Annotated in this window: 22 protein-coding genes and 5 tRNA genes; 16 read left to right on the top strand and 11 right to left on the bottom strand. The window is 31.2% G+C overall.

Translation table 11 applies throughout. The features are described from left to right. The first annotated feature begins 32 nt into the window (after window positions 1-32). Window positions 33-107, top strand: a tRNA-Arg gene (locus tag I1N47_00685). Window positions 108-138: 31 nt separating this feature from the next. Here I1N47_00685 and xerD read toward each other — a convergent pair. The 6 genes from xerD to I1N47_00655 are packed head-to-tail and all read right to left on the bottom strand — an operon-like array spanning window position 139 to window position 5,847. Then, window positions 139-1,059, bottom strand: coding sequence for a site-specific tyrosine recombinase XerD (xerD, locus tag I1N47_00680; protein ID WBF65675.1), 921 nt, complete (start codon window positions 1,057-1,059; stop codon window positions 139-141). Window positions 1,060-1,080: 21 nt separating this feature from the next. After that, a complete protein-coding gene (locus tag I1N47_00675; protein WBF65674.1) occupies window positions 1,081-2,082 on the bottom strand; it encodes a threonylcarbamoyl-AMP synthase in 1,002 nt (333 codons plus the stop codon). A 30-nt stretch (window positions 2,083-2,112) separates the two neighbouring features. Continuing rightward, window positions 2,113-3,306, bottom strand: coding sequence for a 5-(carboxyamino)imidazole ribonucleotide synthase (locus I1N47_00670; protein WBF65673.1), 1,194 nt, complete (start codon window positions 3,304-3,306; stop codon window positions 2,113-2,115). Between the two features lie 42 nt (window positions 3,307-3,348). Next, window positions 3,349-3,846, bottom strand: coding sequence for a 5-(carboxyamino)imidazole ribonucleotide mutase (purE, locus tag I1N47_00665; GenBank protein ID WBF65672.1), 498 nt, complete (start codon window positions 3,844-3,846; stop codon window positions 3,349-3,351). 33 nt (window positions 3,847-3,879) lie between these two features. Beyond that, window positions 3,880-4,761: a phosphoribosylaminoimidazolesuccinocarboxamide synthase gene (locus tag I1N47_00660; GenBank protein WBF65887.1), complete on the bottom strand. Its 882-nt coding sequence runs from the start codon at window positions 4,759-4,761 to the stop codon at window positions 3,880-3,882. 30 nt (window positions 4,762-4,791) lie between these two features. Next, window positions 4,792-5,847: a fructose-bisphosphate aldolase class II gene (locus I1N47_00655; protein ID WBF65671.1), complete on the bottom strand. Its 1,056-nt coding sequence runs from the start codon at window positions 5,845-5,847 to the stop codon at window positions 4,792-4,794. A 293-nt stretch (window positions 5,848-6,140) separates the two neighbouring features. On the opposite strand from I1N47_00655, the gene I1N47_00650 reads away from it, so the two are divergent. Further along, window positions 6,141-7,619, top strand: coding sequence for an anion permease (locus I1N47_00650; GenBank protein ID WBF65670.1), 1,479 nt, complete (start codon window positions 6,141-6,143; stop codon window positions 7,617-7,619). On the opposite strand, the gene I1N47_00645 is transcribed toward I1N47_00650, so the two are convergent. From I1N47_00645 to tkt, 3 genes are all read right to left on the bottom strand, one after another. After that, window positions 7,616-8,812, bottom strand: coding sequence for a phosphoglycerate kinase (locus I1N47_00645; GenBank protein WBF65669.1), 1,197 nt, complete (start codon window positions 8,810-8,812; stop codon window positions 7,616-7,618). The two genes, I1N47_00650 and I1N47_00645, sit on opposite strands and share 4 nt — an antisense overlap. A gap of 99 nt (window positions 8,813-8,911) precedes the next feature. After that, window positions 8,912-9,922, bottom strand: coding sequence for a type I glyceraldehyde-3-phosphate dehydrogenase (gene gap / locus I1N47_00640; GenBank protein ID WBF65668.1), 1,011 nt, complete (start codon window positions 9,920-9,922; stop codon window positions 8,912-8,914). Between the two features lie 2 nt (window positions 9,923-9,924). Next, window positions 9,925-11,985, bottom strand: coding sequence for a transketolase (tkt, locus tag I1N47_00635; protein ID WBF65667.1), 2,061 nt, complete (start codon window positions 11,983-11,985; stop codon window positions 9,925-9,927). Between the two features lie 197 nt (window positions 11,986-12,182). Between tkt and I1N47_00630 the strand changes: the two genes are divergently transcribed. The 13 genes from I1N47_00630 to I1N47_00570 all read left to right on the top strand — a co-directional run bounded on the left by I1N47_00630 (window position 12,183) and on the right by I1N47_00570 (window position 22,725). Continuing rightward, window positions 12,183-12,920, top strand: coding sequence for a 16S rRNA (uracil(1498)-N(3))-methyltransferase (locus tag I1N47_00630; GenBank protein WBF65666.1), 738 nt, complete (start codon window positions 12,183-12,185; stop codon window positions 12,918-12,920). Window positions 12,921-13,012: 92 nt separating this feature from the next. Further along, window positions 13,013-14,074: a tRNA preQ1(34) S-adenosylmethionine ribosyltransferase-isomerase QueA gene (gene queA, locus I1N47_00625; protein ID WBF65665.1), complete on the top strand. Its 1,062-nt coding sequence runs from the start codon at window positions 13,013-13,015 to the stop codon at window positions 14,072-14,074. Continuing rightward, the gene (gene tgt, locus I1N47_00620) at window positions 14,074-15,210 is read left to right on the top strand and encodes a tRNA guanosine(34) transglycosylase Tgt (protein ID WBF65664.1); all 1,137 of its coding nucleotides are present in this window, start codon (window positions 14,074-14,076) and stop codon (window positions 15,208-15,210) included. The genes queA and tgt overlap by 1 nt, the downstream gene beginning before the upstream one ends. A gap of 52 nt (window positions 15,211-15,262) precedes the next feature. Next, window positions 15,263-15,607: a preprotein translocase subunit YajC gene (yajC, locus tag I1N47_00615; GenBank protein ID WBF65663.1), complete on the top strand. Its 345-nt coding sequence runs from the start codon at window positions 15,263-15,265 to the stop codon at window positions 15,605-15,607. A 50-nt stretch (window positions 15,608-15,657) separates the two neighbouring features. Beyond that, window positions 15,658-17,532, top strand: coding sequence for a protein translocase subunit SecD (secD, locus tag I1N47_00610; protein ID WBF65662.1), 1,875 nt, complete (start codon window positions 15,658-15,660; stop codon window positions 17,530-17,532). Window positions 17,533-17,562: 30 nt separating this feature from the next. Then, entirely contained in the window at window positions 17,563-18,495 is a 933-nt protein-coding gene (secF, locus tag I1N47_00605; GenBank protein ID WBF65661.1) for a protein translocase subunit SecF, read from the top strand. Window positions 18,496-18,548: 53 nt separating this feature from the next. Beyond that, on the top strand, window positions 18,549-19,925 hold the full coding sequence (gene miaB / locus I1N47_00600; GenBank protein ID WBF65660.1) for a tRNA (N6-isopentenyl adenosine(37)-C2)-methylthiotransferase MiaB: 1,377 nt from the start codon (window positions 18,549-18,551) through the stop codon (window positions 19,923-19,925). Window positions 19,926-19,933: 8 nt separating this feature from the next. Further along, a complete protein-coding gene (locus tag I1N47_00595; protein WBF65659.1) occupies window positions 19,934-20,911 on the top strand; it encodes a PhoH family protein in 978 nt (325 codons plus the stop codon). Continuing rightward, on the top strand, window positions 20,898-21,380 hold the full coding sequence (gene ybeY / locus I1N47_00590) for an rRNA maturation RNase YbeY (GenBank protein ID WBF65658.1): 483 nt from the start codon (window positions 20,898-20,900) through the stop codon (window positions 21,378-21,380). Before I1N47_00595 ends, ybeY begins: the two co-directional genes overlap by 14 nt. 119 nt (window positions 21,381-21,499) lie before the next feature. Continuing rightward, a complete protein-coding gene (locus I1N47_00585; protein ID WBF65657.1) occupies window positions 21,500-22,348 on the top strand; it encodes a CBS domain-containing protein in 849 nt (282 codons plus the stop codon). 125 nt (window positions 22,349-22,473) lie between these two features. Further along, window positions 22,474-22,549, top strand: a tRNA-Ala gene (locus tag I1N47_00580). An 8-nt stretch (window positions 22,550-22,557) separates the two neighbouring features. Beyond that, window positions 22,558-22,633: transfer RNA gene (locus tag I1N47_00575), tRNA-Glu, on the top strand. 15 nt (window positions 22,634-22,648) lie between these two features. Beyond that, a tRNA-Asp gene (locus I1N47_00570) sits at window positions 22,649-22,725 on the top strand. 177 nt (window positions 22,726-22,902) lie between these two features. Here the strand turns inward: I1N47_00570 and I1N47_00565 are convergent. Both I1N47_00565 and I1N47_00560 read right to left on the bottom strand, forming a co-directional pair. Then, window positions 22,903-22,978, bottom strand: a tRNA-Lys gene (locus I1N47_00565). A 59-nt stretch (window positions 22,979-23,037) separates the two neighbouring features. Beyond that, window positions 23,038-24,822, bottom strand: coding sequence for an FAD-dependent oxidoreductase (locus I1N47_00560; GenBank protein WBF65886.1), 1,785 nt, complete (start codon window positions 24,820-24,822; stop codon window positions 23,038-23,040). A 98-nt stretch (window positions 24,823-24,920) separates the two neighbouring features. Between I1N47_00560 and I1N47_00555 the strand changes: the two genes are divergently transcribed. Continuing rightward, entirely contained in the window at window positions 24,921-25,784 is an 864-nt protein-coding gene (locus tag I1N47_00555; protein WBF65656.1) for an inositol monophosphatase, read from the top strand. The last annotated feature ends 66 nt before the right edge of the window (window positions 25,785-25,850 follow it).

Below are 25,850 nucleotides of genomic sequence, written 5' to 3'. Positions count from 1 at the left end.
AAAAGCGATTAATAGTCGAATAGAAAAATACACTCGCCGTAGTTAAATGGATATAACAGACCCCTCCTAAGGGTCAGTTAGTGGTTCAATTCCACTCGGCGAGGCCATATATAATCAACATCTTTGAACAAAGATGTTTTAGCCGCGAGGATGGTGTTTTAAATGTAGAGTCTTCAATCTTTCATTTGCTACATGTGTATAAATCTGTGTGCTAGAAATATCAGAATGACCTAATAATAATTGTACTACCCTCAAATCAGCCCCATGATTTAGTAGATGTGTAGCAAAAGCATGACGTAATACATGTGGAGAAATAGGGATGTTAATTTGTGCTAACAAAGCATATTTTTTAACCAATTGCCAAAAGGCCTGTCTAGACATCGATCTCAATTGATTTGTAACGAATAAAACTTCACTAGTTTTATTCTTTATAATATAACTACGTGAATCCTGCAAATATTTAGATACCCAGAAAATACACTCTTCCCCTAAAGGAACTAATCTGTCTTTACCTCCCTTACCAAGAACTACATGTACTACGCCATCATCAAGGTTAATATCTCTTAATTTTAAACTAACTAACTCTGATACTCTCAGACCCGTTGAGTATAAAATCTCTAACATAGCTCTATCTCTCAGACCTCTGGCATTACTCACATCTGGAGATGTAATCAATTTCTCTACCTCTTCTTCTGATAACGTACTAGGAATATTCCTATAGGATTTAGCCATTTTTATATTTAAACAAGGATTACATGAAACTAAACCTTCTCTCGTAGCCCATGAATAAAATCGCTTTAAAGAAGCTAAACGTCTATTAGATGTAGATGACTTGATCATTGAAATATCTTGAGCAAACCATTCTTCAATTCTTTCAACACTAATATTATCAATAATATTCTTAGCAGTATTTTTTTCTATCCATGCCGCAAATGAATTCAAATCATTTTTATAAGAAATAATTGTATTATCAGATAAACCTTCTTCCAGCCAGATTGAATTTAGAAACTTCGATATAAAGCAAGAAGAAACATCCAACTCATTTGTTTGATTACTCATACGATAAAATCTGGCAACATATTAATTAAAAGCCGCAGCCGCTTTATATAATCTATCTCTAATAGCATTCCATTCAGGTAAAAAAGGCAATTCTTTAACAAATATTCTAGAATATTTTTTAGAATCGATTTCCCTCAAAATATAATATAAATGTTTTGCATAAACTACCGGATCAGAAGACATATGGTACAAATCTATATTTTCTTGAATATTAATAGGTTTATCTCCATAATATAATACAGCTAATCTATCAAGATTTTGCGCAAAATCTGCCAAGTTGTTAGAAAAAAATATATCCTCAATAATAGTTATGGGAGTATTAGTAGCATAATGTGATTTTAGAGAACCAGAAACAATAATTGAATTGTTAGATAAATTTCTTGATTCTAATTCTATAATTTTCGCAATATCAAATTCTGTTATATGCCCTGGTCTCAATAATGATGGTTTTTTTCCTTCTTTTATGCCAGATAAATCTATAATTGTAGATTCAATACCTATATCTGAAACTCCTCCATCTACAATAAAAATATCGTTCAAAGATTTTTTATTGAATTCATTATATGTATGACTAGAGCAAGTAGGAGATATCTTACCAAACATATTAGCAGAAGGAGCCGCTAAAGCTCCTTTCTTATTGTTTTTGCTATTTGCAAAAGCAATAAGAATTTCTTGAGCTACTGGGTGCAATGGACATCTTATTCCAACCGTATTCTGCCCCCCAGTCACTATATCTGGAACATTAGAAGACTTTTCTAAAACTAAAGTTAAAGGCCCTGGCCAAAAAATATCAACTAATTTATACGCCTCATCAGGAATATAATCTGCCCAATAAACAAGATCATCTGTTTTAGGTACATGAATAATCAAAGGATGATTCAATGGACGATTCTTAATTGAGTAAATCCGTTTAACAGCTTCTATATTTTCAGCATCAGCGCCAAGTCCATATACAGTCTCTGTTGGAAAAACAATAACCTTGCTAGCTAGAAGATATTGTAATGCCCTATCTATAACATCCAATTTCTATAATCCATTGTAATAATTTTTTGACTAAACACTTTCGTAATCTATTCCAATTATTGAACATAGATCATAAGCTCTTTTATTTAACTCATATACATCATTGCCTAGCAATGTAATATGACCCATCTTGCGACCTATCCTTGCTTCATTTTTACCATACAGATGTAACTTAGCTCCTAGGATATTTAATGCCTTCATCCAATCTGGTTCTCTTTGCAATCCACTGGATTTATCAAACCATATATCGCCCAATAAGTTAATCATAATGGCAGAAGACATCAATGACGTATCTCCTAATGGCAATCCAACCATTGCTCTAACCTGCTGTTCAAACTGACTTGTAACACAAGCCTCTATAGAGTAATGTCCACTATTATGTGGTCTAGGAGCTATTTCATTAACTATGATCCTATTTCCAATAATAAAAAACTCGATACATAAAACCCCACTATATTTTAATGATTCGATAATTTTTCTTGCAATAAAACTAACTCTAGAAATGTCAATATTACTGTATATTTCATGATTGACACTAGTAATAATAGAACTAGACAAAATTCCTAAATTATGGAAATTTATAGATGGAGGAAATTCTTTAATGTTTCCATTAAAATCTCTAGCTACAACAATAGACAATTCTTGGTCTAAAGATAACATTTTTTCAAAAACTGATGGTACTTTACCTAAATCATCAAAAGCTTTTTTTAACTGTCCTTTATCTTTAACTCTAATCTGACCTTTCCCGTCATATCCCAATTGAGCAACTTTTAGAATACCTGGGAATAAACTCTCACTTATACTATCGCAATCTTCATAATCATACAAAACTTTATAGGGGGCTAAATCAATACCTAAAGAGCCTATAAATTCCTTTTCTAATATGCGATTCTGAGCAATAGCAATTGACTCGTATGATGGACAAACTCTAACTTTTTTTTTAGCTAAAAAACTCAAACTATGAACTGGTACATTTTCAAACTCTACAGTCACAGATTTACATATAGATGCAAAATGATTAAGAGCATCTTCATCATCATAAGATGACCGCAAATGTAAATCAGATACAGAAGATGCAGGACTATCATTACTAGGTTCAATAACAGCTACTTTATAACCTAGCTGTTGTGCTGAATTACAAAACATTTTGCCTAATTGACCACCACCCAACAAACCAAGCCATGAACCAGGTTTAATAAAACTATTATAATCAAATAAAACCATATCACATTATTCCTAAAAATAACTTACAAGTATTTGAACAATTTAAGAAGAGAGCTTCATACTACATGCCAATTCATTTTGATGTTGGCGATATTTTTTCAATTTACTCCTTAATGCTTCATCATGCACAGATAAATTTGCAATTAAATGTAGAGAAGCATTTATAGCCCCTGCTTCTCCAATAGCAAATGTAGCTACTGGAATACCTTTCGGCATCTGAACAATCGATAGCAACGAATCCTCTCCTAATAAATACTTAGATGGTACAGGGACACCAAAAACAGGCAACTCTGTTAAAGCAGCAATCATTCCAGGCAAATGGGCTGCTCCACCAGCCCCAGCAATTATTCCTTTCAAACCCCTACTAACTGCAGAGACAGAATAATCCACCATTTCCTTAGGCATTCTATGAGCAGAAACCACTCTAGCCTCATAACACAAATTAAACTCATCCAAAATTTTCGCTGAGTGCTTCATAATCTCCCAATCACTTGATGAGCCCATAACCAATCCAATAATAGGAATATTTGATTTTTGCATAAAGTATCTCGATGAAATAAAACCAAAATTTATTTAACTAGTGAATCTATCAAGAGCTTCATAATACTTATCTGAAGTTTTCTGAATAATATCCTTAGGCAACTTAGGAGCAGGAGCAATTTTATTCCAGTTTTGCAACTCCAACCAGTCCCTTACAAACTGTTTATCAAATGATACTGGACTAGATCCTTCCTCATAACTATCAAGAGGCCAAAAACGAGAAGAATCAGGTGTTAGTACTTCATCCATCAAACACAAAACACCATTCTGGTCTAATCCAAACTCAAACTTGGTATCAGCAATTATAATACCTCTAGCTATTGCAAAACCATAAGCTTCTTTATATAGCTGTATACTAATATCTTTAATTTTATTAGCTAACTCATTACCAACCAAACTTTTAACATAACTAAAACTAACATTCTCATCATGTGAACCTTGCTCAGCTTTTGCTGCAGGAGTAAAAATAGCTTCTTCAAGTTTACTTGCCTTATTTAAGGCACCAGGTAGTTTAATTCCACACACAGATCCTGTTTTCTGATATTCATGCCAACCAGAACCAATTAAATAACCTCTAACAACAGCTTCAATCATTATTGGCTTCAATCTTTTTACTACTACCGCCCTATCTTTAACAAACTCTACCTCATCAATAGAAACGACAGTTTCTGGAGCAATTCCGGTAGAATGATTAGGTACTATATGTTGTAGTTTATTAAGCCAAAATTCCGTCAATTTATTTAATACTAAACCTTTACCAGGAATTGGATCATCTAAAACAACATCAAAAGCCGAAATTCTATCAGTTACAACAATTAATAACTTATCATCATCAACAGCATAAATATCACGTACCTTACCTCTAGAAATTAATGGCAATGATTTTATACCAGATTGCAATAATGCATTCATAATGAACCTCTCTAATAAAAAAACTCACTCAAATTATTGATCCAAATCTCCGTTCATATAATACCTAGCCATTTTATCCAAACTTATAGGGATTATTTTATCAGCATAACCAGCTGAACCAAATTGTATATATCTTTTAATACATATTTCTTTAGCAGCAGAACGAGCAGGTTTCAAATATTCACGAGGATCAAATTTACTTGGATTCTCCACGAAAAATTTCCGTATAGCTGCCGTCATAGCTAACCTAATATCAGTATCTATATTAATTTTTCGAACACCATATTTTATAGCTTCTTGTATCTCCTCTACTGGCACCCCATATGTTTCCTTTATATCACCACCAAACTGTCTTATTTCTGCCAAAATATCTTGAGGAACACTAGAGCTACCATGCATAACTAAATGTGTATTAGGTAATCTTGAATGTATTTCCTTTACGCGCTTAATAGATAGGATATCTCCAGTAGGTTTCCTAGTAAATTTATAAGCACCGTGACTAGTCCCTATGGCAATAGCCAAAGCATCAATTTGAGTTCTAGATACAAAATCTACAGCCTGATTAGGGTCTGTCAATAATTGTTCAATAGTTAATTTACCATCTGCTCCATGACCATCCTCTTTATCACCTTCTAATGTTTCTAACGAGCCTAAACATCCTAACTCTCCCTCGACAGTAACACCTCTTTTATGTGACATCTCTACAACTTTTTTTGTAACCCTAACATTATATTCATAATCAGCAACTGTTTTTCCATCTTCTTTAAGAGATCCGTCCATCATAACACTAGAAAAACCCATATTTATGGCACTCTCACATATACTGGGAGATTGGCCATGATCTTGATGCATCACCACTGGTATGTGAGGATAAGACTCAATTGCTGCCTTTATAAGATTTTTCAGAAAACATTCGCCTGCATACTTTCTTGCCCCCGCAGAAGCTTGCATTATTACTGGACTATTTGTTTCATGAGCAGCTTCCATAATAGCCTGTACTTGTTCTAAATTGTTAACATTAAAAGCTGGAATGCCATAACAATTCTCCGCTGCATGATCAAGCAATTGACGCATAGATACCAAAGACATAAAGAGCTAACCCCCAATAAGATTAAATCAAATATATATGAAATATGTAAAATATTAATGTTACCATTTTTATAGGGTAAAATTATTTTTGTGAAAAACTTTATTTAATTCTTTAAAAAAAACATTATTTGTTTCATACTAATCAGGCTTAGTATGATTTTGTAATCTAAAAAACTATATTAGTAAAGTTTAGATTTATAATACATAATTTCATATTATGTATTATAAATAGTAGTCTGTTATCTTTATTTATGAATAAAATTTAAAATGCCTATTTTAAAATATTGTCCCCTATGCTAAATATATTCTCTGGTTTAAGTGTTTGGGTTTGTTTTGGCCTTATTATGGCTCTAGCATTCGTGCTCATTTATGAATTTATAAATGGATTTCATGACACAGCAAATGCTGTTGCTACAGTAATATATACAAAGGCTATGCCTCCTAGGCTAGCAGTTCTACTCGCAGGAATATTCAATTTTTTAGGAGTCCTAACTGGAGGAGTGGGAATAGTCTACACCATAGTACACTTGCTTCCAGTAGAATTATTATTAAACGTAAACAGTACACGTGGTCTAATAATGATTTTTTCCATGGTATCTGCAGCAATAATTTGGAATCTTGGAACATGGTTTTTTGGTATACCAGCCTCTAGTTCTCATACTCTTATTGGATCAATCCTAGGTGTTGGCCTAGCAAATGCATGGGAAAATAGCATACCGATCCAAGATGGAGTTAACTGGGACAAAGCTATAGATGTAGGATTATCCATGATAATATCTCCAATTATAGGCTTCATATTAGCAGGATGGATATTTTTCCTATTAAAAAATTGGAGACCAAACTCAAACATGCATTACACTCCTAAACAAAGACGGCTTTTAGAGGCAAAAAAACACCCTCCATTCTGGAACCGTTTAATACTTGTTATATCTGCCATGGGAGTTAGTTTCGCACATGGCTCAAATGATGGACAGAAAGGAATAGGACTAGTAATGTTAGTATTAATAGGAATAGTACCGGCAAATTATGCTCTCAACTTAAATAGCACTTCATATCAAATTGACAGAACAAGAAATGCAACGCTTCATTTAAATGACTTTTACAGTAGAAATTATATTTACATAAATAAATACTTAGATATAAATGACCAGATTACTAACACTGATATAAATACACAATTAAGTTGTAATCCAAAAATGACAAAAAAAACTATTAATGAAATTGATACAACTCTAAAAAATCTATCTAAATACGAACTTTTATCTGTTAAACAGAGAATAGACACGAGAAAAAATCTGCTTTGCCTTGATGACATAGCTAAAAATATTATGAGAGGACAAAAACTACCAATATCAGAAGCAGAAGATTTAGAAAGACTTAGAGCTGACATAACATCAACAATCGAGTATGCCCCCCTATGGGTTGTAATCGCGGTAGCAACAGCTCTTGGATGTGGAACAATGATAGGATGGAAAAGAGTTGTAATGACAGTTGGAGAAAGGATAGGTACTCAAGGAATGACTTATGCTCAAGGAGCATCTGCCCAAGTTACAGCTGTTTTAGCAATAGGAACAGCTAATTTATTAAATTTACCTGTTTCAACTACACATGTACTATCATCAGGAATAGCTGGAACAATAGTTGCTAATAAAGTTACTCTACAAAAAAACACAGTCAAACAAATACTGCTGGCATGGATCCTAACTTTGCCAGCAGCAATTTCTTTATCTGCTATCTTATTCTTACTTGGAACATTTGTAACAAAACTCTAATCATTAGCTCGCTCTTCTAATATAGATAGAGCAGGCAGTTTCTTCCCTTCTAGAAATTCCAGAAAAGCTCCGCCACCTGTTGAAATATAATTAATTTCATTGAGAACTCCAAATTTATCTATGGCTGCCAATGTATCTCCACCCCCAGCAACTGAAAAAGCGCTAGTTTTTGCTATTTTTTTAGATATAAATTCTGTACCACTAGCAAAATTTTTAAATTCAAAAACACCAACTGGTCCATTCCAGACTATAGTACCAGCTTTTTCTATAATAGAGCCGAACATCTTAGATGTTTCCGGCCCTATATCTAAAATCATATCATCTTCTACCACATCTTCTACCTTTTTTAAAACACCTGAAGATTCTGGACTAAAAGATTTAGCACACACTACATCCACTGGTATTGGAACATCAGCTCCTCGACTTCTCATGCTATTAATTATAATATTAGCATTATCCAACTCAGAAGACTCTACTAATGATTTTCCAATAGATAATCCCGTTGCCATCATGAAAGTATTAGCTATTCCACCTCCAACAATCAAGTAATCTACTTTTTCAGATAGAAACTTTAAAACAGATAATTTTGTAGAAACTTTTGATCCGCCTACAATAGCAACTAATGGTTTTTTAGGTTGAGAAAATACCTTTCCAAGAGCATTTAGTTCTTGCTCTAATAATGGGCCCGCACAAGCTACAGGAGCAAATTTAGCAATACCATAAGTACTAGCTTCAATTCTATGAGCTGTTCCAAAAGCATCGTTTACATAAACATCACATAACGCAGCCATTTTACGTGATAGATTTTCATCATTGTTTTTTTCACCAATATTTACACGGCAATTTTCTAGCAAAACAACCTGACCAGGATCAACCTTAACACCATCAATCCAATCTTTAATTAACTCAATCTGCATTCCCAAAATTTCTGATAAACGTTGTGCAACCCTTACCAAAGAATCTTGTTTAGTGAACATACCTTCCTTAGGGCGACCTAGGTGAGATGTAACCATCACAGCAGCACCTGCATCCAAAGCCATTCTAATTCCTGGCACTGAAGCTCTTATCCTAGTATCTTCTGTTATATGACCTTCATTATCAAAAGGTACGTTCAAATCAGCCCTAATAAAAACTTTTTTATTTAGCAAAAAACCTGATTTTGATAACTCTCTTAGAGTTTTTACTTTGGTCATCTAAAAATCTCCTTGATAACCTACATATAATAAATGGACACATCTAGAGTTGTTATAATCAACTCTAGATGTAATAGCCCATAAAAAATTAAAATAGAACTATTTTGCAAGCATTAATGCCATAGTAGTATCCAACATTCTATTGGAGAATCCCCATTCATTGTCATACCATGAAAATACTTTAACAAGTCGCCCAGAAACCTTTGTCAATGTAGAATCAAAAATACTTGAAGCAGGGTTATGATTATAATCACTAGAAACCAATAAGTCTTTATTAAATTCTAAAACACCCTTTAGATAACCTTCAGAGGCTAACCTAATGGTTTCATTAACCTCATCAACAGATGTATTTCGTTTCGCAATAAAAGACAAATCCACCAATGAAACATTAATAGTTGGTACTCTTATTGAGTAACCATCCAATTTACCTTTTAAATCAGGAAGTACCAGACCTACTGCAGCTGCTGCTCCAGTTTTTGTTGGAATCATATTCATGGTTGCAGATCTTGCTCTACGCAAATCATTATGCGAGACATCTGTTAAAACTTGATCATTGGTATATGAGTGTACTGTTGTCATAAGACCTGTTTCTACACCAATAGAATCATGCAGAGGTTTAACTAAAGGCACTAAACAATTTGTAGTACAAGAAGCATTAGAAATAATCGTATGAGTTGGTTTAAGTAAATTATCATTAACCCCAAAAACAATGGTTGCATCCACATCATTACCACCTGGAGCAGATATAACAACTTTCTTAGCTCCATTATTAATATGTACCATAGCCTTGGATTTAGATGTAAAAATACCTGTACACTCCATAACAACATCAATACCTAATTCTCTCCAAGGGAGTTCTTCTGGATTCCTATTAGAAAACATTCTAATTCTGTCACCATTCACTACCATACAATCTTTTTCTACAGAAACCGTTCCTGTGAATTTTCCATGAGCAGTATCAAATCTTGTTAAATGAGCACTAGACTGGACGTTTCCCATATCATTGATAGCAACAATTTCTATATCATGTTTTTTTCCACCCTCATAATGAGCTCTTAAAATATTTCGACCTATTCGCCCATAACCATTAATAGCAACTCTGATAGACATAACTAAACCCCTTTCAATGATAAAATCTTTTTCACAGACATAACGACGTTATCTGATGTCAATCCAAAAAATTTAAATAATTCTCCAGCTGGAGCTGACTCTCCATAACGATCTATTCCTAAAACCAAACCATCTAAGCCAACATACTTATACCAACCAGAAGTTACACCAGCTTCTATCGCAATTTTTGGAATATTTACTGGCAAAACCATATTTTTCCAACTATCATCTTGTTTATCAAAAACATCAGTACTAGGCATAGAAACTACCCTAACTCCAATGCCTAATTCGTTTAATTTATTCTGAGCATCCAAAGCTATAGCAATTTCTGAACCTGTAGCGATAATTATAGCTTGTGCATTATTACCATCTTTTAAGATATAACCACCTTTTTCTATAGAGCTAATTGTAGAAGAATCACGCTCAACGAAAGGCAAATTTTGCCTAGAAAGCAATAATGCGGTAGGACCACCATCCTTAACATCCATACCAACACTAGCTGGTCTTTTAATCGCATATGCCCAAGCAACCATAGTCTCTACAGTATCACAAGGTCTCCACACTGATAAATTTGGAATAAGACGCAAACTAGCCACATGCTCAATAGACTGATGTGTGGGACCATCTTCTCCTAATCCTATAGAATCATGGGTAAATACATGTACAACCCTTTGCCTCATTAAAGCAGCCATACGAATAGCATTACGGGAATAGTCCGAAAAAGTCAAAAATGTTCCACCAAAAGGTAAATAACCTCCATGCAATGCAATACCATTCATAATAGCAGCCATGCCGAATTCACGGACACCATAATTAATATGCCTTCCAAATGATATACCTCTATCATCACTAGCTGCCCTAACAGGAACAACTCCTTTCCAGTCTGTATAATTAGATCCTGTCAAATCAGCAGAGCCTCCTAAGAACTCCGGCAATGCCTTAGCTATTTCTGCAATTGCAAGCTGAGAAGCTTTTCTAGTAGCTAAAGTTTCTGCTTTTTCAACCGTTGTTTTTATAAAGTTTTTAGTAAATTCATCAAAATTACCTGGTAATTCACCATTCATTCTGCGTTTAAGCTCATTAGCAAAACTTGGATATTCAATCGCGTATGAATCAAATTTAGATTTCCATATTGCTTGTGATTTTTCACCTGTTTCCCTGGCATCCCAAGCATCATACATTTCTTGAGGAATTACAAATGGATCATGAGGCCACCCAAGAAATTCTCTAGATGCTAGTATCTCATCTTTACCTAATGGGGATCCATGTACATTATGAGTACCTGCCATGTTTGGTGAACCTTTACCAATGGTCGTTTTGCAGATAATTATTGTTGGCTTTTGAGATTGAGAACGAGCTAACTTGATAGCTGCATTTATAGCAGAAGCATCATGACCATTGATATCTGTAATAACGTTCCAGCCATATCCTCTGAATCGCCCTGCAGTATCATCATTAAACCAATGTTTTACATTTCCATCTATAGAAATGCCATTATCATCATATAAAACTATTAATTTAGATAATTTTAAAGTGCCAGCAAGAGAACAAACCTCATGAGAAATACCTTCCATAAGGCAACCATCTCCTACCATTGCATATGTGTTATGATCTATTATATCAAAACCTGGTTTATTAAACTCTTCTGCTAACAAAGATTCTGCTAATGCCATACCGACTGCATTTGCTAAACCCTGACCAAGAGGACCTGTTGTTGTTTCTATACCTGGAGTAATTCCAACCTCAGGATGCCCTGGAGTTTTAGAATGTAGCTGACGAAATTTTTTGATGTCATCAATAGAAACATCATAGCCGGTTAAATGTAAAACAGCATAAAGCAACATAGAACTATGACCATTTGATAAAACAAAACGGTCTCTATTAATCCATCTGGGATCATTTGGATTATGTTTTAAATTATCTTTCCATATTGCCTGCGCCATCTCTGCCATACCCATAGGGGCTCCAGGATGCCCAGAATTAGCTTTTTGCACCGCATCCATTGATAAAACGCGAATAGCATCAGCCAAAACAATTTTAGATTTATATATATCTTTGTTCATATAAAGGCTCTTTGATTTCATTGATTAAAAATTATAATTCTAACACTTAGAAAAAAGATAAAGATAAAATTCTTATAATAAATATCTATTACTATTATAAAACTTATTAAAATATCTTAAAAAAACCAGCAAGTTTATATTAGAATATTTCATTCTTGATTAGAAATTAATAAATTCTTGATTAGAAATTAATAAATATGCGTCGTCCTCGTTTCTTTTTAGAAAATTATTTATCCTCAAACATAGAGGTGTTATTGCCAAAGGAAATAACACATTACGCTAAACAAGTCCTACGACTACAAAACAATGATAATATTATATTGTTTAATGGAAAAAATGGAGAATATAATGCGACAATAACGTTCGCTAAAGGATCTGCTTATGCAAAAATACTATCATTCAATTCTAAGGAAATAGAACTTCAAGGTTCAATTACACTTATACAGTCTTTGACAACTAACAATAAAATGGATCTTATAATAGAAAAAGCTGTTGAGTTAGGAGTGCAAAAAATAATTCCATTAAAAACAAACAGAAGTATAGTCCAATTAACTAATGAAAAATTACAGAATAAGATAATGCATTGGAAAAAGATCATAGAATCTGCTAGTTCACAATGTGGTCGCAACCAACTTATGACTATAGAAAACCCAATATCATTGGATCAGTACTTAGAAAAAATATCAAACCAAATACATCTATTTTGTCATCTATCTAATAGTCAAACTTTGACAGAAGTTTTAAAAAAACAAATTGACATAAAGAAATTATCTATAATGATAGGACCAGAAGGAGGATGGACTGATCAAGAATGTGTTCAAGTAAAAAAAATACATGATATCAAATTTGTTAATTTTGGCAATAGGATATTACGTACAGAAACAGCAGGTATCACGATAACAGCAGCTGTTATTAGCCTGATGAATTGGTATTAGTAGAAAAGAAAATACTTAATAATTTTGAATTATTTATCAAATAACAGCTAAAATATAATAATGTCAATTTTACTAGTTTAATATACATTAAAATGCAACCATTATCATTAGAGAAAGAATTCTTCGAATATACATTACCAGAAGATCTTATTGCACAAAATCCTTCTAAAGAAAGATCTTCTAGTAGGCTATTATATGTAGATCATAATAAAAAGATGCATGATTTATATTTCTACAATATAGTTAACTTAATTAAGAAAGGAGATCTTGTTGTATTTAATAATACAAAAGTTATCAAAGCAAGATTATCTGGAAATAAAGAAAGTGGTGGCAAAGTAGAAGTAATGATTGAACGTATATTAAATAACAGTAAAGCTTTAGTACAAATAAAATCTAATAAACCAATAAAGAACAATACAAAGATATTTATTTCTAATGACATATATGCCATTGTTGATAAACGTCATGATAATTTTTTTGAGTTAAAGTTTTCAACCTATATACATACAATACTAGATCAATATGGCAAAATACCTTTACCACCATATATCAAAAAAAACATTGATGAAATTGATGAGTTAAGGTATCAAACAGTATATGCAAAACTATCAGGAGCTGTAGCAGCTCCAACAGCAGGACTACATTTTGACAATAGCATGATGGATGATTTCAAAATACTTGGTATAGAAACATCTTTCATAACACTACATGTCGGTGCTGGAACATTTCAGCCTATAAGAACAAGTAATATTGAGCAACATATTATGCATTCAGAACAATATCATGTTCCACAAGATACAGTAGAAAAAATAAAAAAAGCAAGATCTAATGGAAATAAAATAATTGCAGTAGGTACCACTACTGCAAGAGCTTTAGAATCAGCAGCGTTAGTTAATGATAATTATGATTGTATAAATAAAACTATTTTAGAAGAAACAAAAGGTGAAACACAATTATATATAAGACCAGGATATAAATTTCGAATAGTTGATAACTTAATTACAAATTTCCACTTACCAAAATCAACTTTGCTTTTATTAGTAGCAGCACTAACTGGACAAAATACTATTTATGCAGCTTATCAACATGCAATTAAAAAAAAATATCGTTTTTTTAGTTATGGTGATGCGATGTTTATAGAGCCGTCGATATAATGAACAAAACAGAATTTAAAATCATTAAAAATGATAATATGGCAAGAACAGGTTATCTAAAACTTAAACATGGAGTAGTCCAAACTCCAATTTTTATGCCTGTTGGGACATATGCCAGCGTTAAATCAATACTTCCAGATGAGCTTAAGAATATAGGAGCTCAAATAATTCTCTCTAATACTTTTCATCTTTGGCTAAGACCAGGTGTTGACATAATAAATATCCATGATGGACTGCATAATTTTATGCAATGGGATAAGCCTATATTAACAGATTCAGGAGGATTTCAAGTATTCAGTTTAAGCAAAAACCGAAAGATTACGGAAAGCGGAGTATCTTTCTCCTCCCCTATAAATGGTGAGAAATTATTCTTAACACCTGAGAAATCAATTCAAATACAAAACTATTTACAATCTGATATATCTATGGTCTTTGATGAATGCACTCCTTATAAAATTGGAGAAAAAGTTATAAGCAAAAAAGAAGTACTGGATTCAATGCTATTGTCAGCTAGGTGGGCAGAAAGATCTTCTATTGAATTTAATAATCAAAAAAATCAAAACATGCTTTTTGGTATAGTACAAGGAGGAATGCATGAGGATTTAAGACAGGAATCAATAGATAGACTCTCCCAAATAGGGTTTCATGGATATGCTATAGGAGGACTATCTGTTGGAGAGCCAAAAGATGATATGAAAAGAATATTAGAATACACTGCTAGTAAACTACCATCGAAGACACCAAAATATCTAATGGGTGTAGGAACTCCTGAAGATATTGTACATGGAGTTACCAATGGCATAGATATGTTTGATTGTGTAATGCCAACAAGAAATGCTCGTAATGGTTGGTTGTTTACAAGATATGGAGATATCAAAATAAAGAATAGCAAATATAAAAAAGACTCATCTCCCTTAGACAAATCTTGCCAATGCTATACTTGTCTAAATTTTTCACGTTCTTATTTGCATCATCTACAAATAACAAAAGAAATAAATGGAGCAAGATTGAATACTATACACAATTTATACTTTTATTTAAAAATGATGCAAGAAATTAGAGAAGAAATAAATAATGAAAATTTTGATAAATGGCGAACAAATTTTATAAACAACAGACTCAGTAAATTAATATAAAATAAACAATTTACTGTTATATTAGCAATCTAGAAAATAAAGGAATTTAAAAATGAATTTTATAAACTCTTCAAATTTCATTGTTGCAAATGCAACCTCTGCAGAAAACAATACAGTAATAGGTATGCTTCCTATAATAATAATGTTTGTAGTTTTGTATTTTTTAATGATTAGACCACAAATAAAACGCCAAAAAGAGCATAAAAATTTAATTTTGTCCTTATCTAAAGGTGATGAAATTACTACTTCTGGAGGAATAATGGGAATAATTAGCAAAATACAAGATAATTATATATTTCTTGAAATTTCCCGTTCAAATAATCAACCAGTGGAAATAATTGTTCAAAAAAATGCTGTTATTGGTACAATGCCTAAAGGAACAATAAAATCATTATAATCACAAAGCTCGCTTGATTCTTTTTCATTATTAATTTTATATAAATATATATGAACTGCTACCCAAGATGGAAAAACATTCTTATAATACTAACAGTTTTGATAGGGGTACTGTATTTCATACCTAACCTATATGGAGTGTCTCCATCTATCCAGGTTAAAAGTGTAAAAAAAAATATACAAGTTGATAATTCTTTAGTAGCAAAAATTGAAACATCAATGAAACAAGTGAACATTCCATATAAAAAATGTTCACTTGTGAAAAAAGGAGATCTATCTTTTATAGAAATTCTGTTGTTACATCCTGATGATCAAATAATATCCACTAACATAATAGAAAATTTACTAAATAATACATACAAATCTAAACCCTATATTGTTACGCCTAATATAGTTTCCAATATTCCAAAGTGGATGAAAAAATTAGGACCATTCACACCTAAGCCAATCATACTTGGTTTGGATTTAAGAGGTGGTATTCATATTTTAATTAAGGTTGATTTAGATAAAGCTATATCCTCTAATTATGATAATTTATTAATGGATATCAAAACAATAATAAAGAAAGATAAGTTAGATGTTAGAAAAATATACAACGACAGCAAAAGCATATATATATGTCTAGCAAATAATCAGGATATTAATAAACTTAACAAAAAAATAAACTCTTCTATCCATGGAATTACTACTCATATCATAGGTAATCAACTTGAGTGTAAATTCAACCCTTCTAAAATATCCGAAATAAAAAAACAAGCTATTCAACAAAACCTACTAACACTAAATAATCGCATAAATGCTTTAGGCGTGTCTGAACCTATAATTCAACGACAAGGATTTGATGAAATAATAGTTCAATTACCAGGTCTACAAGATATTATGAAAGCCAAAGAAATTCTTGGAAAAACTGCAACAATAGAATTCAAGTTGGTAGATGACTCAAAATCAACACAATTATCAATATCTCAAGGAATAATCCCAATTGGTAAAGAACTTTTTTATGATAAAAACAATACTAAAATAATTGTACATGCCCAACCTATTATTAATAGTGCAAATATATATAATGCACAACCTGGAAGAGATCCACAAACTGGTCAACCATCTGTCAATTTGACCTTGGATAATAAAGGAGCTAGGATCTTCAAAGACATAACAAGAGATAACATAAATAAAAGATTGGCAATATTAATATACGAAGAAGGAAAAGGAGAAGTTATAACAGCACCAATAATAAGAAGTGAAATTCCTAATGGAAATATACAAATAACTGGATCCATGAACTATCAAGAAGCAGCTGATATATCTTTAGTACTTCGTTCAGGATTATTATCTGCTCCTATGAGCATAATCGAAGAAAAAATTATAGGACCAAGCTTAGGATCCAGCAATATAGACAAAGGAGTCAAATCTATATTTTATGGATTTTCTGCCATTGTAATTTTCATGACGTTATATTATCAACTCTTTGGCATATTTGCTTCCATTGGTTTAGCGTTGAACATAATTCTATTAATTTCAGCATTATCAATATTGCAAGCAACAATTACATTACCAGGAATAGCAGCCATTGCACTAACAATAGGAATTTCAATAGATGCTAATGTTTTAATAAATGAACGCATACGGGAAGAATTACGAAATGGATCAATTTCACCAAAAAAATCTATAGAAGATGGTTTTGAAAAAGCATGGAATACTATCTTAGATTCAAACCTAACTAACTTTATTGTCGGATTATCTTTATTAATCTTAGGATCAGGATCCATAAAAGGATTTGCTGTGGTACATTGTATTGGCATATTATCGTCAATTTTTTCTTCTGTAATATTTGTTAAATTTTTAATTAATTTATTCTATGGAAATAAAAAAAATATAAAAAAAATATATATTGGTCAAATTTGGAAGCCAAAAAATTTAGATTAGCAATTAATAAGATTTATTAGGTAATATACAATGGAACTGTTCCGCATTAGTAAAACTATACATTTTATGCAATATGCTGTTTTACTAAATATAGTAAGTTTAGTAACATTTTCTATATCTTTGTTCTTTATATGTAATAAAGGATTTAATTTATCTACTGAATTCACTGGTGGATCAGTTATAGAAGCCTGTTACTCTGGGGAAAAAATACTATACCCTGATGAAATTAAGTCATCTCTATTAAATATTCAAGGTATAGAACATATACAAGTTCAATACCTTGGATCATCTAGAGAAATAATCATAAGATTACCAAATTTAGAAAGTTTATCTCTAGAAACTACTACATCTAATATATTGAATGAACTGAAAAAATATGATGACTCATTTAATATAAACAAAACAGAATTTATAGGACCACAAGTAGGAGAAAAATTACTACAAGATATGTTGCTATCTTTAATTTTGTTAGTTATAGGAATAATATTTTATTTAAGCATTAGATTTGAATTCATAATTGCTGCCTCTGTTGTCTTAGCAAACTTACATGATGTCGTAATTATTCTGGGATTTTTTGCTTTTTTTCAATGGGAATTTTCCCTTTCTGTGTTAGCAGGAACACTTGCTGCACTAGGATATTCTGTTAATGAATCAGTAATTGTAATGGATAGAGTAAGAGAAAATTATTTGAAATATACAGGCCCTAAAAATATAAAAAATATAAAAATTTTGATTAATAAATCAATCACTCAAACTATATCTAGAACAATAATAACCCATGGCTCAACCCAATTTATGGTTTTATCAATATTACTATTTGGAGGTGCATCTTTGCATTATTTTGCTGTTGCTCTCACTATAGGAATTTGGTTTGGTATTTATTCTTCTATATTTATTTCATCTTCACTAGCTTTGCTGATGAGATTTGGAAAAAAAGCATTTCATTCAGAACTACATGATTAATCTGAATATAACAAAATATAATTATTAAATTCTTTAATTTTTAATCAAAACCAATGGATAAAAAAGACTTAGAAAACAAAAAAACAAAAAAATATAATGTTTATATTAAAACTTTTGGCTGTCAAATGAATGAATATGACTCAGAGAAAATTATTGATATACTAGGAACAAAAAAACAAATTGAAATAGTAAAACAAGCTGAAAATGCTAATATCATCATATTAAATACTTGCTCAATAAGAGAAAAAGCCCAAGAAAAAGTGTTTTCAGATTTAGGAAGAATAAAAGAACTTAAAGAAAAAGATCCAGATATTATTATAGGAGTTGGAGGATGTGTAGCTAGTCAAGAAGGCCATGAAATAATAAAAAGAGCTCCTTATGTAGATATAGTATTTGGACCACAAACCATTCATAAAGTATCTACATTAATAGATTCAAGAATCTTAAATAAGAAACCACAAATCGATATAAGTTTTCCAGAAATAGAAAAATTTGATTCTATACCACTACCAAAAATCACTAAACCAACAGCATTCGTTTCTATAATGGAAGGTTGTAGCAAATATTGTAGTTTTTGTGTTGTCCCTTATACTAGAGGGACTGAAGTATCAAGACCATTTGAGGACGTATTATTAGAGATAGCAGATCTTGCAAATAATGGTATCAAAGAAATTACTCTGTTAGGTCAAAATGTTAATGCTTATAGAGGAATAATAGGAAAGGGCAAAGAAATAGCAGATCTTGCAATGCTTTTAGAATATATACATGAAATACCAGGTATAGAAAGGATTAGATATACAACATCACATCCTAGAGAAATGACAAAACGAATGTATGACGCTTATGTTGATTTGCCAAAATTAGTATCATTCTTGCATTTGCCAGTTCAATCTGGTAGTGATAGGATTTTATCTGCAATGAAGAGAGGTTATTCGTCTCTTGAGTATAAATCAATTATTAGAAATTTGAGAACAGCAAGACCAGGATTAAAAGTATCATCAGATTTTATAATTGGCTTTCCTGGAGAAACTGAAGACGATTTTAAAAAGACTCTAGCATTAATAGAAGATATAGGTTTTGATACATCATTTTCTTTTATATACTCTCCAAGACCAGGTACTCCAGCAGCTAATATACCAGACATAAATAGTCATGAAATAAAATTACAACGATTACAAAGATTGCAAAGATTAATTAATGATCAAGCAAAAGATATCTCCGAATCTATGCTTAATTCTACACAAAGAATTTTAATAGAAGGAGTTTCAAAAAATAACATAAATGAACTAATGGGACGAACTGAAAATAACAGAGTTGTTAATTTTGCTAATAATAATAACAACAATATAGGTGACCTAGTAGATATCAAAATAACACAAATAAACAGTAATACATTAAGAGGTGAAATTAACTGTATAGCAACAAGTTAATTAAAATAATGCAAAATAATATAAGCAAACAACAAACAGATTTTGATCAAATAATATTTGAAGAAACAAATGCTAATTTTATTATCTCAAGACTATGCGGTCCTTTAGACATAAACATCAAGATATTATCTGATAACACAAATACTTCTATAACAAGAGTTGGAAATATATTCAAAATACAAGGACAAGAGTTCTTATTAGCAAAGAAAGCTTTATATTCGTTCTATGAACAAGCAAAAACACAGGAGATAATGGAACAAGACATATTCTTAGGCATAAAAGAAATTAGAGAAAATGAACCTATAAATAACAATTCAGAAATAAATGATCAAAATTGCTATAACGATTTTTTCAACTTTAACAAATTTAAACCTAAAAGCACTCAACAATATAAATGTTTAGATAATATTTATAAAAACATCATTAATTTTAGCATTGGACCTGCAGGCACTGGAAAAACAATGCTAGCAATAATTTGTGCAATAAGGTATCTAGAACTAGGTATAATAAAAAAAATATTATTAACACGTCCAGCAGTAGAAGCAGGAGAAAAATTAGGATTCCTACCGGGAGATCTAACACAAAAAATAGACCCATATCTTAGACCATTATATGATATTTTATATGAATTCATTGGAGCAGAAAAAGTTCAAAAACTAGTAGAAAAACAAATTATAGAAATAGCTCCACTAGCATATATGAGAGGTAGAACATTAAACAATTCTTTCATAATACTAGATGAGTCTCAAAATACTACTCCGGAACAAATGAAAATGTTTCTTACAAGAATAGGTTTCCATAGTAAAGCAGTTATTACTGGAGATCCATCACAAATAGACTTACAAAAAGGTCAGAAAAGTGGTCTGAACCATGCTATATCAATTTTAAATAATATAGATGGAATTTCTATAACAAGATTTACACAAAAAGATATAATGCGGCATCCTTTAGTATCAAAAATAGTAGAAGCTTATGATAAAAGTTGATCCACCTGCTAAACTTTCTCTATCTGTGCAATATACTAATAAAGATTGTGAAATTCCTAGATGGAAAATAAGACAATGGATTTGCAGAACAATTGAATTCACAACTAATTTCATATCAAAAGAAATCAAATCAATTATAATGACAGTGAGAATAGTAGAAGAAGAAGAAGGTAGATTATTAAATAAATTATTTCGGAAAAAAGATTATGCAACAAATGTTTTAACATTTGAGTATGGAGAAAATGAGAATTTATTAACTGCTGACATAGTTATTTGTCTACCTATAATATATAAAGAAGCAACAGAACAAAATAAAGACAGAATTGAACATGCAGCCCACATAGTAATACATGGGGCATTACATGCGTTAGGATTTGATCATAAAAAACATTTAGAAGCACTGGAAATGGAAGGCATTGAAATTTCAATACTTAAAAGTCTAAAAATAAAAAATCCTTATGAACAATAAGTTCCTATAATATATATAACATATCAATGTTATTATGTATTTAACTATTAAATTTTGATTCCACCAAATTTTCTACGATTTTATTATCATCCTATGAGATAAAACTTGGTAACATAAACGTGAATGACTATATAAAACCAAAATATAAAATTAATAAACCCTCTATAAAGTCTATGATAGAACTACTTATGTCTAAATTTAGACATACACCTAATAACTTAGATGATCTAAAAAAAATACTAAATTCAGCAAATACAAAAGGAATTATAGATTGTGATGTATTATCAATAATAGATGGCAGCTTATTATTATCCAATAAAACAAGTGGAGAGATAATGGTTCCTCGTTCAAAAATGCATATGCTAGAAGTTTCAACACCAATATCTGAAATGGTTAATCTAATACTAGAAAGCACCCATTCACGTTTCCCTATATTTGAAGGAGAACGTGATAATGTTATAGGAATAGTTATAGCAAAAGAATTATTACGTTACATTTCTGATCCAGAAATAAAATTAAAATCATTAATTAGATCTGCAGTTTTTATTCCAGAATCAAAAAAACTTAATATACTTCTTAGAGAATTCAGAATAAGTCGCAATCATATGGCCATAGTCATAGACGAACATGGCGGAATATCAGGGCTTGTTACTATGGAAGATGTTTTAGAGCAAATAGTTGGCAACATAGAAGATGAATTTGATAATACTGAAAATAATTCTATATTTGCAGATGGACCAAACCAATGGATAGTAATGGCTTCTACAGATATAAATCATTTTAATGATTATATAAAAACAAATTTACCAAATACTGACTATGATAGCGTTGGAGGATGGCTAGTAGGAGAATTGAATAAAATACCACAATGTGGTGATAAGTCTGTATATGGAGATTTACAATTAGAAGTTATCAGAGCAAACACAAGAAAAGCTTTATGGCTTAGAGTCAAACGCATTCAAGAATAATTTAATATATTTTTAAAAAAATATTAAATAAAAAAATAAATATTTCATCTATAAGCTTGCATATAGATGAAATATAGGTCATAATGTGAAGATAATTTTTAGATGTATATGCAAAAATTTGTGTAGGGGGTATAGCTCAGCTGGGAGAGCGCTTGCATGGCATGCAAGAGGTCAGCGGTTCGATCCCGCTTATCTCCACCAAATTATTTGTCCCCTTCGTCTAGAGGCCTAGGACATCACCCTTTCACGGTGAGTACAGGGGTTCGAATCCCCTAGGGGACGCCAGAGAATTGTTAATTCGGAGCGGTAGTTCAGTTGGTTAGAATACCGGCCTGTCACGCCGGGGGTCGCGGGTTCGAGTCCCGTCCGCTCCGCCAACTAACAGCTAACAATATTAGTTAGCTTCTATTGACTGTCAACGATGCTTTATAGATGAATTAATTTTCAAATAATTGAAAATATCTGTATAGAATTACATTTTATTATTTAAAACCAGAAATAAAAATTTTTGCAAATTCTTTGAGTCCTATAAAATGAACTCCTAAATAGATGTTTGGTGGGGTGTGCGGGAATCGAACCCACGACCAATTGATTAAAAGTCAACTGCTCTACCGGCTGAGCTAACACCCCATCATTGAAAGATAGATTTTATTCTATCATATTAAATAAATTAATATCAATAACAATTTTTACTTTGGTTTCAAAATATTCATCATTTGTTTCTCTATTAATAATGGCTCACCACAAATTTGGGAAGCTATTATGTCACCACCAAGAGATGACCAACATAGACCTCTAGATGCATATCCAACAGCTAAAAAAAGATTATCATTACCAACAACATTGCCTATCATGGGCATTCTGCTAGGTAAAACCATTCTTTCTCCATTCCAATAAGATATATATTTATGATAAATATTATGTACAACCTCCACTGATTCTGTTAAGTTGCACAAATTATTAAACCTGGATTTATTTACTATAATATCATTTCTAAAATCACTTAGATATGTACCTCCTACAATACAATATCCATTTTTTGATGGTAAAATATAACATTGCCCTTCTATAATACAATTAGGACCACCTTGTAAATAAATATCTTTAATTAATGCTATTTCCCCTAATATTTTTCTTGCCTTGAACAAATATCTAAGAGAATGTTCTGATTTAATACTATTTAACAAACTCAAAGAATTATATGAATTTGCTAGTATTAATATATCAGCACTAATCAATTGTTTACCATCTTTACCAAAGAGAATCCATTTATTTTCTCTTTTATCTAATTTTTCTATAAATTGTTTAATTACATTAATTTTTGATGACTTTAATATCCTATTTATGAGAATTCTAGGAGATACCATCATGCTATTTTTGCAAAAAATACCACCACTGGAAACTCTCATACCTGCTATATCACTTGCTTCTATCCTATCAACATATCTATATAGATTACTTAATGAAAGATCATTATTGATAAGATTAAATATCTTATCATTTTTAAATCTTATATCTAACTGCAATGAACCGCAGCGATCTAAAAAAACATTCGGCATTAAATTAGACCATCTTATCGAGGCTCGTTCTATACCAAATCGTACTAGACGAGATAAAATGTTATCATCAGCTGATAGATAAGGACTTAAAGAAGCTGCTAAATGACCTATATGATTATCCCCAGTAATATCAATATCTATAATGCTTGATTCTAAACCTCTAATACTTAATGCATGAGCTATACCAATACCTGAAAGCCCTGCCCCAATAATAACAATGTTTTTATCACTCTGTACCAAAGGCCTATATTCTGAGAACCATAGACGTGACCATACCCCAACAATTCTATATAGATCTCTAATACTACTATCTTCTATAAAAACTTCAAAACCAATTTCATATAGAATATTTAATACATAATTATCTCTTTTAATTATAGCTATAGTAGCTTTTTTAGCTGCTAGTTTAGATAGATTTAAGACTGTTCTTTTAAAATATTTTTGCTCTTCTGTAGTCGGATAACTTAAAAAATATGCATCAAACGTAGCGACTATCTGTTGAGAAAACAAATGTTTAACTCCAAAATATAAAGTCAAAGTTAAATTACAATGTTCAAATTCCAGTCTATAAATTCCAGAGCAATAATTAGGCAATTTACATAACAAATAATCAGCATAATTAAGTAATTTATTTGGTAAATTATCATAAATATTTCTCAAATGCTTTTTGCAATAACTATTTGATTCAAGCACAACATAATGTAAATGAGAGCATCTATATACATCATTCTTCCAAGTATCCCATGTAACTAAAAAATCTAATCCATAATTGAAATTAGTCTGACATATTGTAAAGCAATCCTTAAATTGCCATCTCCATGGAAGTCTATTCCCAACAATAAACACATGATAAGCAAACAATAATTTCTTGTTAAGATCTAACATATCACTCACTTTACTATATCGTAATCTAATATATAATTATGTTGAATATTTATTTTATAGTGTTAATAATCATCTAAAAATTTCAAAATAAGCTCTTAAATAATGTCTAAAAGTAACAAACCTTGTATATGAATAATCATACCAAAAAAATAAGCTTAAATTTCCAAGAAATAGATCTTATCAAACTACTTAACCTAGCTACTGAAGCCGCGTTAGCAGGAGCAGAGATTTTAAGAAGTTACTCTCTAAAAAAAACAAAACTTATTATCACTAAGAAGAATAATAGTATAGTAACCCAAGCAGACTATGAATCAGAAATAGCTATAATTACTAAATTAAAATCAAATACTGAATATTATTTAGGTTTTTTAGCTGAAGAATCTGGAAAATATAATGAAGCATCTGTTACATGGTATATAGACCCATTAGACGGAACTACTAATTTTCTACATGGAATACCGCATTATGCAATTTCAATTGCCCTAGTGGCTAAAAAAGGAACTACTATAAATAATGTTGTTCTATCAAGAGAAACTCCAATTTTAGGTGTAATATACGACCCATGTCGACAAGAGTTATTCACTTCATTGTTCGGATTTGGTTCTTTTCTTAATAAACAAAAAATATTGTGTAGTAATAAAGATAATTTAAACAAATCAATAATAGCTATAGGATTACCTTCTAATAATTATACTCATCAAACAATTCAAACAAAAATAGCTCAGAAAATTACAAAACTATCAAGTAGCATTAGAAAAATGGGTTCCGCTTCTTTAGACCTAGCATGGGTAGCTTGTGGTAGGTATGATGGATATATAGAATTAGATTTATCTCCTTGGGATACAGCTGCTGGAACTATTATATTAAGAGAAGCAAATGGTATATGTGAAGATATATTACAACAAAAACCATGGCCAAGTAATGGATGGATTCTAGCAAGCAATCCTAAATTATATAAAAATATCAAAACAGAACTGCAAGAAATATTGTAATAAATCATATTACAATATTTGATAAAATAAAAACTAAATACCTTGATTTTTAGGGTCTATTGATGC

It is taken from the genome of Candidatus Kinetoplastibacterium crithidii, from assembly GCA_027557655.1.
GTDB lineage: Bacteria > Pseudomonadota > Gammaproteobacteria > Burkholderiales > Burkholderiaceae_B > Kinetoplastidibacterium > Kinetoplastidibacterium crithidii_C.
Note: the sequence above shows the minus strand (reverse complement) of the source record. Positions and strands in the feature narration are given on the sequence as shown.